The organism is Flavihumibacter cheonanensis, from assembly GCF_022352215.1.
Taxonomy (GTDB): Bacteria; Bacteroidota; Bacteroidia; order Chitinophagales; family Chitinophagaceae; genus Flavihumibacter; species Flavihumibacter cheonanensis.
The window spans coordinates 1,995,296-2,009,890 of record NZ_JAKRWF010000001.1 but is presented as its reverse complement, the minus strand read 5'-3'; the positions used below and the strand labels follow the sequence as shown (position 1 = coordinate 2,009,890).

The window sequence follows — 14,595 nt, the reverse complement described above, 5'->3', positions numbered from 1 at the left end:
TATTTCCAGCCTGCTCAGCATGTATATTTGCGTTTATGGCGAATAAGGCGAAGACCCGAAAAAAATCACGTCCCGATGCAGTTGATCTGCGACCTGATAAAGAGGAGCAGGTTGAAATGAAAACGCTGGTAAAGGATGAACGAACATTGAAGATTATTGGTGCAGTATGCCTTTTGCTGGCCATCTTTCTTTTCATAGCCTTCAGTTCTTACCTGTTCACCTGGAAGGCGGATCAGGACAAGGTTTTCCGCGGCGGTAGCTATTTCCTGTTTGCGGAGGATATTAAAGTGGCCAACCTGCTTGGAAGACTCGGCGCCTGGGTTTCCCATTTCTTTTTTTACAAGGGATTTGGCCTGGCTTCTTATTTTATCTGCAGCTTGTTTTTTGTACTGGGCGCCAACCTGCTTTTTCGCAAAAAACTTTTCCGGGTAAGCCGGAATATCCGGTATGTGTTAGTGGGACTATTATACTTCAGCGTTAGCCTTGCCTTCTTTTCAGGATCCAGCAGTTTTGCCTGGGGTGGTGCAGTAGGAAACATGATCAGCAAATGGATGACCAGTTTTCTCGGAACCATCGGAACGGCAGCTATTTTGTTGTTGGGCGGGATCGCCTATTTCATCTGGAGATTCAACCCGCAGTTTGATGTGCCCAAGATTCCCAAACTGCCAACCAGGAATCAACAACCCGAATCCCAGAATGATACCCTAACTCCACCGCTGCCAGTTGATGAGGAAGAAGAAGTGGAGGATTCCGGTGCCCGTTTACTGGTTGATGAAACCCTCGCTTCTAAAAATGGATTGAAGAAAAAAGGTGGTGTGGTGGTAGTGCCGCCGGTGGAAGAGGAGGAAATGATTCCGTTTGACATTATTGAAAAGGAAGAAGAGGTCGTTGCTGAAATTACCCCCGAACCAGCCCCTGAAGCAGAACCCGAGCCCGAGCCAATCCATGAAGTGAAGCCCCCGGTTGTTATAGCTCCCCCGGTGAAAAAAAATCAACCGGTGGAAGATCTTCCTCTTGAAATAAAATCACAACCACTATCTGAGGAAACCGAAGAGGATATGGTTAAAGCGGATGAACTACCTCCATATGAGCCAACCCTGGATTTGCGAGATTATAAATATCCGGGACTGGATTTGCTTGAAACTCATGGAAGTGAAAAAATTGTTCAGGATCCGGCAGAACTGGAGATGAATAAAAACCAGATCATTAACACCCTGAAGAACTACGATATTCATATCCAGAAAATCAGTGCCACTGTTGGTCCTACGGTTACACTCTATGAAATCGTACCGGCTGCCGGAGTTCGTATTTCCCGGATCAAAAACCTGGAAGATGATATAGCGCTGAGCCTGGCTGCCCTTGGCATCCGAATTATAGCACCGATACCCGGAAAAGGCACCATCGGTATTGAAGTGCCCAATGTGAAAAAGACCGTGGTGAGCATGAAAACCCTGCTCAGCTCTGAAAAATTCACGCATAACAATTTCAGTCTGCCTATTGCTATTGGTAAGAAAATCGACAATGAAAACTTTATTGTCGACCTGGCCAGTATGCCCCACCTCCTGATGGCGGGTGCAACCGGACAGGGTAAATCAGTAGGATTGAATGCTATCCTGGTATCACTTCTGTATAAAAAACATCCCTCTCAGCTAAAATTTGTGCTGGTGGATCCGAAGAAGGTGGAATTGAGCCTGTACAGAACGATCGAGCATCATTTTCTGGCCAAGCTGCCTGGAGAAGAGGAAGCCATCATTACAGATACCAAAAAGGTGATCAATACCCTCAATGCGCTTTGTATTGAGATGGACAACCGCTATGATCTCCTCAAGGAAGCGGGCACCCGAAACATTAAAGAATACAATGAGAAGTTTATTAAGCGCAGACTAAATCCGCAAAAAGGCCACCAGTTCCTGCCTTTCATAGTATTGGTGATAGATGAGTTTGCCGACCTCATTATGACAGCAGGTAAGGAAGTGGAGATGCCCATCGCGCGTTTAGCGCAATTGGCCAGGGCGGTAGGTATACACCTGATCATTGCAACCCAGCGCCCATCTGTAAATATTATCACCGGTACCATTAAAGCCAACTTCCCTGCCCGGATCGCCTTTAAAGTGTCTTCTAAAATTGACAGCCGAACCATCCTGGATGCCGGAGGAGCTGAGCAGTTAATCGGGAAAGGGGATATGCTGATTTCCTATAATGGAGAGCTTACCCGATTGCAATGCGCCTTTGTGGACACCCCTGAGGTGGAGGAAGTGACTGATTTTATTGGAAATCAGCGGGGATATCCTCAGGCCTTTTTACTGCCGGAATACGTGGATGAAAAAGACATGGAAGGAAAAGATTTTGACCTGGGGGATAAGGATCCGCTTTTTGAGGAGGCAGCCCGACTGATTGTTGCCAACCAGATTGGTTCTACTTCCCTGCTTCAACGCCGGATGAAACTGGGGTATAACAGGGCGGGTAGATTGATGGACCAACTTGAAGCAGCCGGGGTGGTGGGCCCCAATCTGGGGAGTAAAGCCCGCGAAGTACTGATCAAAACTGAGCATGAATTGGAAGAATTCCTAACCAATATGTAGCCTTTCTGTTAAAAACGGCTTAAAGACAACCTGTCGCTTAATCCCTGCATCTTAATTGTAGTCTATACCATTGTCAAATAATTATCTTTGCAACTTATTTTTAATTTGAGTACATGAATAAAATTTTAACACTCGTAGCATTATTGATAGGTTTTGGTTCTGTTAACATCAGCCAGGCACAGTCGGATCCTGCCGCCAAGCAGATCCTGGATGGGGTGAGTGCAAAATTCAAAACATTCAAGGCCGTACAATCCGGTTTTACCCTGAAAGTGGAAGATGGAAAAGGAAAAGTGCAGGGAGAAAAATCCGGTGTTGTGTTTATGAAAGGTGGTAAGTATCGTGTGAATATATCCGGACAGGAAATTTACAGTGATGGAACAAATGTTTGGACCTATGATAAAGGAGCTAATGAAGTGACCATCACTAAAATGGAAGGCGGACAAAATTCACTGACTCCTCAGAAATTATTTACCAATTTCTATGATAAAGATTTCCTGTACAAATTAAATGGGGAGAAGAAAGTGGGGAATCGCCAGATGCAGGAAATAGAGCTTACTCCCATTGACAAATCCAAGGCTTTTCATAAAGTATATCTGCTGGTTGACAAAGCGCAGAAATCTATTTTCAGCGCTAAAATCCTGGAAAAGAATGGTAACGTCTACACGTACACAGTATCAAACTTTAATGGGAAAGCGGTGATTCCGGATGCACAGTTTGTATTCGATAAGAAAAAATATCCCGGAGTAGAAGAGATTGATCTGAGATAAACTCAGGCCCTGATCTCACTCGGCAGTAAGTTGAATTCCTTTTTAAACGCAGCAGCAAAATTGCTGAGATTGGAATATCCAATTTGCAGGCCTACTTCCTTAACTGAATAATCGCCACGTAACAGCAGGTCCCTTGCCATTTGCATGCGTTGCTTCTGGTAATAAGCATAGATGCTGGTTCCGTACACTTCTTTAAATAGTTTTTTCAGTTTGGCGGAACTCATTGCAGCTGCCTGTGCGAGTTGGTCTATAGTAGGCGGACGGGTTTCAACATTTGCTGTTAATAAAGACTCCACGTGCATCAGCTGCTGAATATCGTGACGTGATATTTTGGGGCTGGTTAAAACAGATTTGCTTCGTTCATAGAGCCGGGAAAAGAATCGCTCAATCAGGAGCATGATCCTGTTTTGTATAGTTGCAATGCGCAACGGATTATCCTGTTCAGACTGGAGTATTTCTGTGAAATAGCGCCGGTATTCATTGTCTATAGGTTCCATTGTAAAGGAAGCCGTTTTTAGTTGCAAATAAGTCGACAGTACTTCATCAGGATCTTTAATGTGCAAATGATCGGCTAACCAGTTTTTGTTAAAAGTGATGTTTATACTCTTGTTGTGACTGCCTTTTCTTCCAAAGTAGGAGAGATCAAATAAAGAACTTGTGAGATAAACACCGGAGTGAAGTTCGTTTCGGGTAGACAGTATTTCTCCATCTATTTTCAAGGTCAATTCTTCTGCAATACGGAACTCTTCATAGCGCAGTACATAGAACTCTTCAGCTTCTTTCATCCGTTTCAAGTAAAAGTGATCATTCAACGTGTATTCGGAAAGAATTGCCTGAAGACCATTAGGCAGTTCAAAAACAGTTGAATATCCGGTTGCAACTTCCTTTGGATAAATCAGGGTGTCCCCCTGTAACGAAACTCCTAGTTCGTACGCCATGCGTGAAAGCAGGTGTCTGTAGTTATTTGACTGATATTCAAAACTGAACAAGTTATGAGAATTGGTTATTCAAAAGTACGGAAGAAAATCAATCGCTTCCCCACCGGAATGTACGTATGTCTAGGCCGGCCAGGTCAAGTACTCTGTCCACAACCGTTTCGGCCAGTTCTTCAATTGTTTGGGGCCTTGAATAATAGGAGGGGGTAGCCGGACAAATGATCCCTCCTGCCAGGGTGATGGTTTCCATATTCCGGATATGGATGAGGTTATAAGGAGTTTCCCTTGCAACACAGATCAGTTTTCTTCTTTCTTTTAGAATAACATCGGCAGCCCGGGTAATCAGGTCATCTGATTGTCCTCCTGCGATTCTACCCAGGGTTCCCATGGAACAGGGCACCACAATCATGGTGTTGTATTGACCGGAACCACTGGCAAAAGGGGCTGAGAAATCGTATTTATCAAAAAAGCGGACACCGGCTTGTTCATATTCCAGGAAGGACTCATTATCAAGTTCGGTTTTCCAGACTTCTTTCGCATTTTTAGTCATAACGATCCCCAAAGCATCCCACTGATCCCTGATTTTAAGCAGCTTCTCTATCAGCAATTGAGCATAAATGGATCCGCTGGCACCTGTTATAGCAATAACAATTCTTTGCATTTTGATTCGTTATTTTAGAGTAACAAAAGTAATCATGCCAAGGTTTATTGGGTTTTTAATCATACTCATCAGTTGCAATACATTAAACGCACAAAAAACAACGGATAAGGATATCCGCTGGATGAGTTTGCAGGAGGCAGAAGAAGCAGCCAAAAAAGCACCGCGACCAGTTCTTATTGATCTGTACACCGATTGGTGCGGATGGTGTAAGGTGATGGATAAACGAACCTATAAAAACCCGAAAGTGGTGCAATACCTGAACGAGCATTATTATGCCGTTAAGCTGGATGCGGAGGCCAAAACTCCCTACCATTGGATGGGAAAAACATTTGATTTTAATCCACAATACCGGACCAATGATTTTGCCATTTACCTAACCGGAGGGCAGTTGTCTTACCCCAGCACTGTCATCATTCCGGCCCCGGGGGAGGCTCCACAGGCAGTAGCGGGATTTATGATGCCCAAAGAACTGGAACCCTTCGTTAAGTATTTTGGCGACAAAGCCTATCCGAATACTCCGTTCCCTGTATTTCACAAGCAATTGAAGACGAAATGGTAACTGCCAGATTAAAAACACATTAAAAGATCAAGATAGCTTTAACATCCCTGCAACGTTTCTGATCATATTCCTATCTATACAGTTGGGTTTTCATCACTGACCCTCTCCTGGTCAAAAATTGACGGATCAATCTGCTTTCTTCTAAGGAAGCACTTAGAAAGGATTGATTTTCGTCAACTTCTTGCGTGCTACCCCAAAAAAAATTGCCGGATGCAACCAATGTTTCGTCATTAACATCTTATATTTGAATTTTCATAGGATAAGGTTTAATGGTTAATGGTATTTGATTAGTGCATCCCGCCGTTTCTCGGCGGGATTTTTTTTAAGAAGAAGTGAAAGGTGAAAAGTGAAAGGTGAAAGAGGGATGAAACGTCAAACGTGAGAAGTGAGACAGAGGGAACAGGAAACAAAGGAGAAGGGATAAAAGGAAAAGTGAAAGAGGTAATCTTTAGGGTACTGATTTTTGATGTTCAAAGCATACCAGTATCGAAAATTGAGGATAATCACTCAACGCTTAAAAATGGACTGAATCAGCTTATATGTAATAGTTAGGACTTCATCTGACAATCAAGGTTTTTTTTAGTTTTTTAGGCTCAGTCCCCCCGATTTACAATCACCTTCAGAAGCAGCCAGTAGAATATAGTCCAGGCCTGAAACCGCCGCTTCTATTGCAAGTAGAGACTGCAATTTGACTCAGCCACAACACAAAAAAGCAGTGGGCACCTGACCTCTGGTACCCACTGCTTTTTTTCATCGGCGATCACATCTTCCTTTCCTCCTTTTCTCCTTTTCTCCCTCTTCCTTTCCTCCATCTTCCATGCCGTCTCACGTCTCACCTCCCTACATCGCCTCCGCCATATCCGGAATCTCCGCCACTTTATATGCCCCGGCATCCAGCTTGGCTTTGGTTTCGGTGAACGCTTTCAACGTGAGGTTGATATCTTCTTCAGTATGTACCGCTGTTGGGATCAGACGATAAATAATCTGCCCCTTCGGGATAACAGGATATACTACAATCGAACAGAATATATTATAGTTTTCGCGCAGGTCTAATACCATGGCAGTTGCTTCCGGAACATCTCCCTTCATATAAACCGGGGTAACCATGGTGTTGGTCTTGCCCAAATCAAATCCGCGTTCCCGCAGACCATTTTGCAGGGCATTGGTCACTTTCCAGAGTTTTTCACGCAGTTCCGGCATTGTCTTTAACATCTCCATCCGCTTCAACATACCTTCCACAATCAACATGGGCAGACTCTTCGCAAAGATCTGCGAACGTGTATTATACCGCAGGTAGGATAGCACATCTTTTGGTCCGGCTATGAATGCCCCAATACTTCCCATGGATTTTACAAAGGTTGAAAAATACAGGTCGATTCCAGCCTGGCAGCCCTGTTCTTCATCGGTTCCGGCACCAGTTGGTCCCATGGCTCCAAAACCATGCGCATCATCAATCAGGATGCGGAATTCGTATTTTTCTTTTAAGGCAACGATCTCTTTCAGCTTACCCTGATCTCCACTCATTCCATAAACACCCTCCGTGATCAGCAAAATACCACCACCGGTTTTCTCTGCCATCTTCACAGCACGCTGTAATTGCTTTTCACAATCTTCGATATCGTTGTGCTTGAACGTATAGCTATACCCCAGGTGCATACGGATGCCATCCACGATACAGGCATGACATTCTGCATCATATACAATAATATCCCTGCGATTTACCAGTGCATCAATACAACTCATAATACCCTGATAGCCGAAATTCAGCAACATGGCATCTTCTCTCTGCACAAATCCACTCAATACTTTTTCCAGTTCTTCGTGATAAATGCTGTTTCCACTCATCATCCGCGCACCCATGGGATATCCCATGCCCCATTTTTCAGCAGCAATAGTATCAGCCTTCCGCGTTTCGGGGTGATTCGCAAGCCCCAGGTAGTTATTCAGGCTCCAAACAATTCGCTCTTTGCCCCTGAAAAACATCCTGCTGCCCAGTTCCCCTTCCAGTTTCGGAAATGCGAAATAACCATGCGCACGTTTCATGTGCTGACCAATCGGACCGCCATCTTTCACCAGCTTCTCGAAGATATCTGCCATATGTTATGAATAATTTGTGTTTTTAAATTGTCGCAAAGGTAGTTTTTTTAAGGGTTTATATTTGTAAAAAACAGTATCATGCTTCAACGCTTCTTCGTGTTCTGTATGGCCGTACTTGCCAGTTTAAACCTGGCAGCCCAAACCACACAGAAAACAGGGACGGCATCCGGAATCAGCCGCCCGAAACTGGTTATTGGCTTAGTAGTGGATCAAATGAGATGGGATTTTCTCTATCGGTACCAGGACCGCTACCTGCCTAATGGTGGGTTCAACCGGCTCCTGAAACAGGGCTTTTCCAATGAAAATACCTTCATTCCCTATGCTCCAACTGTTACCGCCTGCGGCCATAGTACCATATACACGGGCAGCGTACCTGCTATTACAGGTATCACCGGAAATGCATGGTATGATCAGCGCCAGCGAAAAATCGTCTATTGCGTGGAAGACAACTCCGTTCAAACAGTTGGTAGCAACTCCAAAGCAGGTATGATGAGTCCCCGCAACATGCATACCACCACCATCGGTGATGAACTAAAACTTGCTACCAATTTCAGATCAAAAGTGATCGGTATTGCAATTAAAGACAGGGGAGGCATCCTTCCTGCCGGCCATACTGCCGATGCTGCCTACTGGTACGATGGTGGCACCGGTAACTGGATTACTTCAACTTATTACCGCAATGAGTTGCCAACCTGGGTAAAATCCTTCAACGACTCTAAATGGGTGGATAAAATTTATGAAACAGGTTGGAACACCCTCTATCCCATAGATACCTATGTAAACAGTGAAAGAGTAGACAAACCCTATAAAAGCAGACCGCTGGGAGCCAAAGCATTGGCACACCCCTACGATCTGAAATCCATGATTGGAAAAAACTATGGGGCGATTTCATCTACTCCCTTTGGGAATACCATGACCCTGGAACTGGCCAAGTCTGCACTCAAAGCTGAAAAATTAGGTAAGGGATCTTTTACGGATATGCTTACCGTTAGTCTGTCTTCACCTGATTATATTGGTCACTCCTTTGGCCCCAATTCTGTTGAGGTTGAAGATACCTATCTCCGCCTTGATAAAGACCTGGGTGATTTCTTTGATTTCCTGGATAAGGAAATTGGAAAAGGACAATACCTGTTTTTTATCTCGGCAGATCATGGTGTTGCTCATATCCCGGCTTATATGAAAGAACATAAAATACCTGCCGGCACTTTTGATGATGGTAAATACAGAGATACACTGAATGCAATTCTTAAAGCAAAAACCGGTTATCCCAACATGGTGATCAGCATGTATAACTATCAGATTCACCTGAACAGACCAGTGATGGACAGCCTGGATCTTGACCGCGAAGAACTGGTTGAAACAGTTGTTCGTTTTATGGAAAAACAACCGGAAGTAATGCGCGTGTTTGATATCGCTGAACTGGAAGAAACAACCCTTCCGGCCAAAATCAAAACCATGATTACGAATGGGTATGCACCTGATCGAGGTGGTGATATTCAATTGGTTCTCTACCCCCAATATATTGATGGCGGGCCAACTGGTACCACCCACGGATTGTGGAATCCCTACGATTCGCATATTCCCCTTGTTTGGTATGGTTGGAACATCAAGCCGGGAAAATCAAATAAGGAAGTATATATGACTGATATTGCTCCTACTATTGCTGCTATGCTGCATATTCAGATGCCGAATGGAACTGTAGGTACTGTCATTGAGGCAATCAGACCATGATAAGTTAAATCCTGAGGTAATCGGGTAAATTATCCCGGACTGTTGAACAGTCCGGGCTTTTTTTTGATATACATTGTAGATTCGCTCACCTACAAATCTTACACATATGAAAGAAATCTCCTGGTTTCGAAAGTTTTTATTGATGGTACTGTTCCTGGTAACACAACTCGGGACAGTGCTTGCGCAGCAATCAATGGACGCTGTACTGCCTCCTGACCCATCCGTAAAAGTCGGAAAACTTGCTAATGGGCTGACCTATTATATACGGTCTAATAAAATGCCTGAAAATAAGGTGGAGCTCCGCCTGGTAATTAATGCCGGATCCATCAATGAAGATGATGATCAGCTTGGACTTGCGCACATGGCTGAACACATGGCATTCAATGGAACCAAAAATTTCAAAAAGAATGAAATTGTTTCCTTCCTCCAGGATATCGGTGTGGGTTTTGGAAATGACCTGAATGCCTATACCAGTTTTGATGAAACGGTTTATATGCTGCCCATCCCAACCGACAAGCCTGGCAATCTTGAAAAAGGTTTCCAGGTGCTGGAAGACTGGGCACACCAGGTTACCTACCTGGATGAAGATATTGAAACCGAAAGAGCCATCATCCTGGAAGAGCGCCGTCTTGGAAAAGGAGCACAGGATCGCATGATGCGGCAGATTTATCCTGCCTTGTTTGCAGGCTCCAAATATGCTGTTCGACTCCCGATCGGATCGGAACAAGTCATCAAGTCATTCAAGCCGGATGCCATTCGCCGCTTCTATAAAGATTGGTATCGGCCCAATCTCATGGCAGTGCTGGTGGTGGGTGATGTAGAACCTGCAATGGCGGAACAACTGATCCGCAAACATTTTGAAGGATTAAAAAATCCGCCCAATGAAAGAAAGCGCGAAACGGTAAAAATTCCCGGATACCTGAAAAAAGAAGCAATAGTTGTTACTGATAAAGAAGCAACAGGGTATTCCATTACATTGAACTATCCGATTTCTTCTGCAGAAGAAGATAAGACCGTTGGAGGATATCGCCGCAACCTGGTTCGCCAGTTGTTTTCAAGCATGCTGAACCAGCGCCTGCAGGAGCTGGCGCAGCAGGCCAATCCTCCCTTTGTTGGAGCAGGAGCGGGTTATGGTGCTTTTGTAAGAGGACATGAGAATTTCCGGGCAGTTGCAGTTGTTGGCACCGGCGATATCAAAAAAGGATTGGAGGCACTTACAACAGAACTGGAGCGGGTAAATAAGTTTGGCTTCACAACTTCCGAGTTGGATAGAGCAAAAAAAACCATGCTGAGTTCAATGGAGCGTTCTTATAACAACCGCGACAAAACAGAATCACAGGTATGGGTAGACGAATATGTACGGAACTTTCTTACTGGTGAAACTATTCCGGGAATCGAAAAGGAATTTGCCCTTGTGAAAGAACTGTTACCTGGTATCAGTCTGGAGGAACTGAATGCTACTGTAAAAAATGCATTGGCAAAAGACAATCAACTGGTATATGTTACCGGTCCTGAACCAGATGCAAACACCAGCTTGCCTGCACCAGCTGATTTGCTGGCAATCGTTAGCTCAGCTGCTTCTAAAAATATTACGGCCTATGAAGACAAAGCCGTAGCCAGTTCCTTATTGGCTGCTACTCCAAAAGCAGGTAAGGTGGTTAAAAAAGAGCTGGATAAAACAATGGGTACTACCAAGCTTACCCTGAGCAACGGTGTGATGGTTACCCTTAAGCCAACTTCCTTTAAAAACGATCAGATTTTATTGGGTGCAACCAGAAACGGAGGTAGAAATTATTATGGTGCAGCCGACAAATACAATGCTCAGTTTGCTGTGCAGGTAGTTTCTTCTATGGGTGTGGGCGAATTCAGTCCCACTGATCTGAAAAAAGCACTGGCCGGTAAAACAGTCAACCTGGCCCCCTCTATTGGAGAAGTTACAGATGGTTTTAATGGATCCTCTGGAAACAAGGACATAGAAACCTTATTGCAACTGGTTCACCTGCAGGTGACCCAACCAAGGAAAGATACTGCGCTGTTTCGTTCCTTCATTCAGCGCTCTGTTGCTCAGTATGCAGCATTGTCAGCGAATCCTCAGGCAGCCTTCCTGGATACCCTGAATCAGGTGTTATATAACAATAATCCGCAGGCCCCGGTCGTGTTCCCCAAAGTGGAGAATTTCAAACAGATCAACCTCGACCGTACCATGGAAATTTACAAAGAGCGAATAGGTGACGCCACTGGAATGCAGTTCGTACTGGTTGGAAGTTTTAAAGAGGAGGAAATTATCCCCTTACTGGAAACCTATCTGGGTAGTTTACCGGTGAGTGGTCAGAAATTTGAGAAAAAAGACAATAAAGTAAGACCCATTTCCGGTAACAAACAACTGATGGTGATGAAGGGTAAGGAACAGAAAAGTCTGATCCTGAATTTCTATACCGGCGAACTCAAGTATAGCCAGGATATGGAACTGAAAGCTCAGGCAATTGCTGAAATCCTGAATATCCGGGTGATTGAAGAATTGAGAGAAAAAATCCAGGGCATTTACGGAGGTGGCTTTTTTGTGGAAGTGGCCAAATTCCCTTACCCTAACTATTCATTTGTATTGCAACTTCCTTGCGGACCTGAAAAAGTTGACACCCTGATAAAAGCAGTGAATGCAGAAATAGACTGGATCACTAAAAAAGGCCCCGACTCTTCCTACTTAAACAAGGTGAAGAAACAATGGATCGAACAATACAAAACCAATCAGAAAGAAAATGGAACATGGTTGCGGGAACTGATGAGCCAGGCTTCTGAAGGACAGGATCCATCCTTCTTCCTGCAGTACGAAGAAAAAGTAAATAAACTAACGGTGAAGGATATCCAGGAAGCAGCTAAACTCCTGCTGAACCGAAAGAATGTATTCAGTGCTATCCTGATGCCTGAAAAGATAACGGAGGCGAAGAAGCCTTTCTAAAAAGAAAAAAGGTGTTAGATTTTTCTAACACCTTTTTTTATTAAGCATTTCTATTGATACAATTCAGGTCAGTGAACGCTTCTTCCAGTCTTTGTACGAAGTGATCCTGTCCTTTACGCAACCACACTCTTGGATCGTAGTATTTTTTATTGGGTTTGGTGGGTCCTTCCGGATTACCCAACTGCCCCTGCAGGTAAGCTTCATTCTTTTTATAATAGCCTAATACACCTTCCCAGAATGCCCATTGCATATCGGTGTCGATATTCATTTTGATTACACCATAGCCGAGTGTTTCATGAATCTGCTCTTTCGGAGAACCACTGCCACCATGGAACACAAAGTATACCGGCTTTTCTTCGGTGTTAAACTGCTGACGGATATAATCCTGGCTGTTTTTCAGGATTTCCGGACGCAGTTCCACATTACCCGGACTATAAACACCGTGCACATTACCAAAGGCTGCGGCAACTGTAAAGAGGCGCCCCACTTTTCCTAGCTCTTCGTATGCATAAGCAACGTGTTGTGGTTGAGTGTAGAGTTTATCATTTTCTACGCCACTATTGTCAACACCATCTTCTTCACCACCGGTAACTCCAAGTTCGATTTCAATACCCATGCCCAGCGGTTGCATTCTTTTGAAATACTGTACAGAGGTTTGAATGTTTTCTTCCAGGCTTTCTTCAGAAAGGTCCAGCATGTGAGAACTGAACAGCGGCTGACCTTTTTCTTTGTAAAAGGTTTCACCTGCATCAATCAGGGCTGAAATCCAGGGCAGCCATTTATGGGCAGCATGGTCTGTATGCAATACAACGGGAACACCATAGTATTTGGCAACATTGTGAATATGCAAAGCGCCTGAAATAGCACCGGAAATATTGGCCTGCATTTTATCATTTGGCATTCCTTTGCCTGCAATAAACTGGGCACCGCCATTTGAAAACTGAATAATTACCGGAGAGTTGACTTTTGCTGCGGTTTCCAGGGTTGCATTGATTGAATCGGTACCGATGGTATTTACCGCGGGCATTGCGAATTTGTTGGCTTTGGCGTCTTTATAAAGGGCTTCTAATTCATCGCCGAATAGAACGCCTGCACTGTACTTGCTCATTTTTTTGTTGGGTTTTTTGATAAAACAGGCAACTGCAATCGTTAAAAAGAAGCGCTAATATAACAATATTGCGGGGAATGACTGGTTAGTCTTCCGAACGGCCCTGAAAGCGGGGGATGAGCAGGAGGTTTTTCCGCAGGCATACTTTCAGGTGTTCTTTCACCAACTGGCCCATATTTCGCGCCCTTAAAAGTCCTTTATGGTGATGGTGCATTTCACTGAGTTCGGAAGCCAGTTGGTGCAATTTCTCCGGAGTGGAAATCGTGTCTTTGCCCATTATGTCCAGCAATTCCTTTAACCGGTAGCGGGCTGATACCAGCCGGAAGGTCATCATGGTTCTTTCCTCTGTCTGGTATTGCTGGATACTATCCTGATTCAAATGTTTCAGCGTGGTTTCTACCAGGGGATAATTTTCTTTAAAAAACTGTGGCAGGTATAGGTTTTTCCTGCCTTCATAGGACTGCTGATCAAAGTCGATGGCTCTGATCCGGTACTGGTAGTCCTCAATATCCGGCGTGATGTCAATTACGAAATTATAACTCCGCATATCGCCGAGCAGCCGCACAAAGCAGCGTTCATTGAACTTCACAAACTCCTTGGCGATGCGGATTTTATTCGTATCGGGTCGGTTCAGGTGTTGCTGAATAAAAACATCACCCGGAATTCCAGGGATATGTTCCTCTACCAGGCTATGATTATTCGTTAAAAAAGTAATCCGGTTGGGGGAGAGCATATGCTCCAGTTCAAGCCCATAGATGCGGCTGGCATCCGCGATTTTGATATAATAATGATCGTAATTGTCATTAAACTTATTGACGATCCGGATTCGGAAAGGTTGGGAATTACCAAAAGCACAGTAATCAATGCGGGCCACATCCAGGTGTTTGCTGAAGGTCATATCCCCTTCCGTCCGGAGCAGGGCATAAATACGAATTAATCCTTCCCGGATAAACTCCCATTCTTTCATATCATACACTACTGTTTCCCAGTGAGTATCCTGTCCTTCTTTGTCTTTCAGGGGTACAGAATACGTGAAGCGCTGCAGATCGCGATAGGAAACAGGCAGTTTAACCTCCCGACCATGTTGTTTCAAAAATCCGCGCAGGGCCTGGCTTACAGGAAACATAGGTTTTTTCCTGGAAGGGCGATCCGGTTCGCCTCTTGAATAGCCTGATCTGAAAGGTGTATACAAAGTGGAA

General features: G+C 44.4%; 10 protein-coding genes. 5 read left to right on the top strand and 5 right to left on the bottom strand.

The window, feature by feature from the left end:
• Positions 1-35: 35 nt before the first annotated feature.
• Positions 36-2,582 (top strand): DNA translocase FtsK, encoded by a 2,547-nt coding sequence (locus MD536_RS08880; RefSeq protein ID WP_239597959.1) that lies wholly within the window; start codon positions 36-38, stop codon positions 2,580-2,582.
• 113 nt (positions 2,583-2,695) lie between these two features.
• Positions 2,696-3,349 carry an outer membrane lipoprotein periplasmic chaperone LolA1 gene (lolA1, locus tag MD536_RS08875; RefSeq protein ID WP_239597957.1) on the top strand — a complete coding sequence of 218 codons (654 nt, stop codon included), beginning with the start codon at positions 2,696-2,698 and terminating at the stop codon, positions 3,347-3,349.
• A 2-nt stretch (positions 3,350-3,351) separates the two neighbouring features.
• Here the strand turns inward: lolA1 and MD536_RS08870 are convergent, their stop codons facing one another.
• A complete protein-coding gene (locus MD536_RS08870; protein ID WP_239597955.1) occupies positions 3,352-4,287 on the bottom strand; it encodes an AraC family transcriptional regulator in 936 nt (311 codons plus the stop codon).
• Between the two features lie 88 nt (positions 4,288-4,375).
• Complete coding sequence (locus MD536_RS08865) at positions 4,376-4,945, bottom strand: UbiX family flavin prenyltransferase (RefSeq protein WP_239597953.1); 570 nt, start codon at positions 4,943-4,945, stop codon at positions 4,376-4,378.
• Positions 4,946-4,979: 34 nt separating this feature from the next.
• Between MD536_RS08865 and MD536_RS08860 the strand changes: the two genes are divergently transcribed.
• Positions 4,980-5,504 (top strand): thioredoxin family protein, encoded by a 525-nt coding sequence (locus MD536_RS08860; protein WP_239597951.1) that lies wholly within the window; start codon positions 4,980-4,982, stop codon positions 5,502-5,504.
• 840 nt (positions 5,505-6,344) lie between these two features.
• Here the strand turns inward: MD536_RS08860 and MD536_RS08855 are convergent.
• Positions 6,345-7,601: an aminotransferase class I/II-fold pyridoxal phosphate-dependent enzyme gene (locus tag MD536_RS08855; protein WP_239597943.1), complete on the bottom strand. Its 1,257-nt coding sequence runs from the start codon at positions 7,599-7,601 to the stop codon at positions 6,345-6,347.
• A gap of 78 nt (positions 7,602-7,679) precedes the next feature.
• Between MD536_RS08855 and pafA the strand changes: the two genes are divergently transcribed.
• Positions 7,680-9,332, top strand: a complete 1,653-nt coding sequence (gene pafA / locus MD536_RS08850) for an alkaline phosphatase PafA (protein WP_239597941.1) — start codon at positions 7,680-7,682, stop codon at positions 9,330-9,332.
• A gap of 106 nt (positions 9,333-9,438) precedes the next feature.
• Positions 9,439-12,288 carry a M16 family metallopeptidase gene (locus tag MD536_RS08845; RefSeq protein ID WP_239597940.1) on the top strand — a complete coding sequence of 950 codons (2,850 nt, stop codon included), beginning with the start codon at positions 9,439-9,441 and terminating at the stop codon, positions 12,286-12,288.
• Positions 12,289-12,328: 40 nt separating this feature from the next.
• Here the strand turns inward: MD536_RS08845 and fbaA are convergent, their stop codons facing one another.
• Both fbaA and MD536_RS08835 read right to left on the bottom strand, forming a co-directional pair.
• Positions 12,329-13,396 (bottom strand): class II fructose-bisphosphate aldolase, encoded by a 1,068-nt coding sequence (gene fbaA / locus MD536_RS08840; RefSeq protein ID WP_239597938.1) that lies wholly within the window; start codon positions 13,394-13,396, stop codon positions 12,329-12,331.
• A gap of 85 nt (positions 13,397-13,481) precedes the next feature.
• Positions 13,482-14,588, bottom strand: a complete 1,107-nt coding sequence (locus tag MD536_RS08835) for a hypothetical protein (RefSeq protein ID WP_239597936.1) — start codon at positions 14,586-14,588, stop codon at positions 13,482-13,484.
• Between the last annotated feature and the right edge of the window lie 7 nt (positions 14,589-14,595).

Coding starts and splice junctions, on each gene's coding strand:
- MD536_RS08870 (WP_239597955.1), bottom strand. CDS start 4,287: ATGGCGTACGAACTAGGAGTTTCGTTACAGGGGGACACCCTGATTTAT.
- MD536_RS08865 (WP_239597953.1), bottom strand. CDS start 4,945: ATGCAAAGAATTGTTATTGCTATAACAGGTGCCAGCGGATCCATTTAT.
- MD536_RS08860 (WP_239597951.1), top strand. CDS start 4,980: ATGCCAAGGTTTATTGGGTTTTTAATCATACTCATCAGTTGCAATACA.
- MD536_RS08845 (WP_239597940.1), top strand. CDS start 9,439: ATGAAAGAAATCTCCTGGTTTCGAAAGTTTTTATTGATGGTACTGTTC.
- pafA (WP_239597941.1), top strand. CDS start 7,680: ATGCTTCAACGCTTCTTCGTGTTCTGTATGGCCGTACTTGCCAGTTTA.
- MD536_RS08880 (WP_239597959.1), top strand. CDS start 36: ATGGCGAATAAGGCGAAGACCCGAAAAAAATCACGTCCCGATGCAGTT.
- MD536_RS08855 (WP_239597943.1), bottom strand. CDS start 7,601: ATGGCAGATATCTTCGAGAAGCTGGTGAAAGATGGCGGTCCGATTGGT.
- lolA1 (WP_239597957.1), top strand. CDS start 2,696: ATGAATAAAATTTTAACACTCGTAGCATTATTGATAGGTTTTGGTTCT.
- fbaA (WP_239597938.1), bottom strand. CDS start 13,396: ATGAGCAAGTACAGTGCAGGCGTTCTATTCGGCGATGAATTAGAAGCC.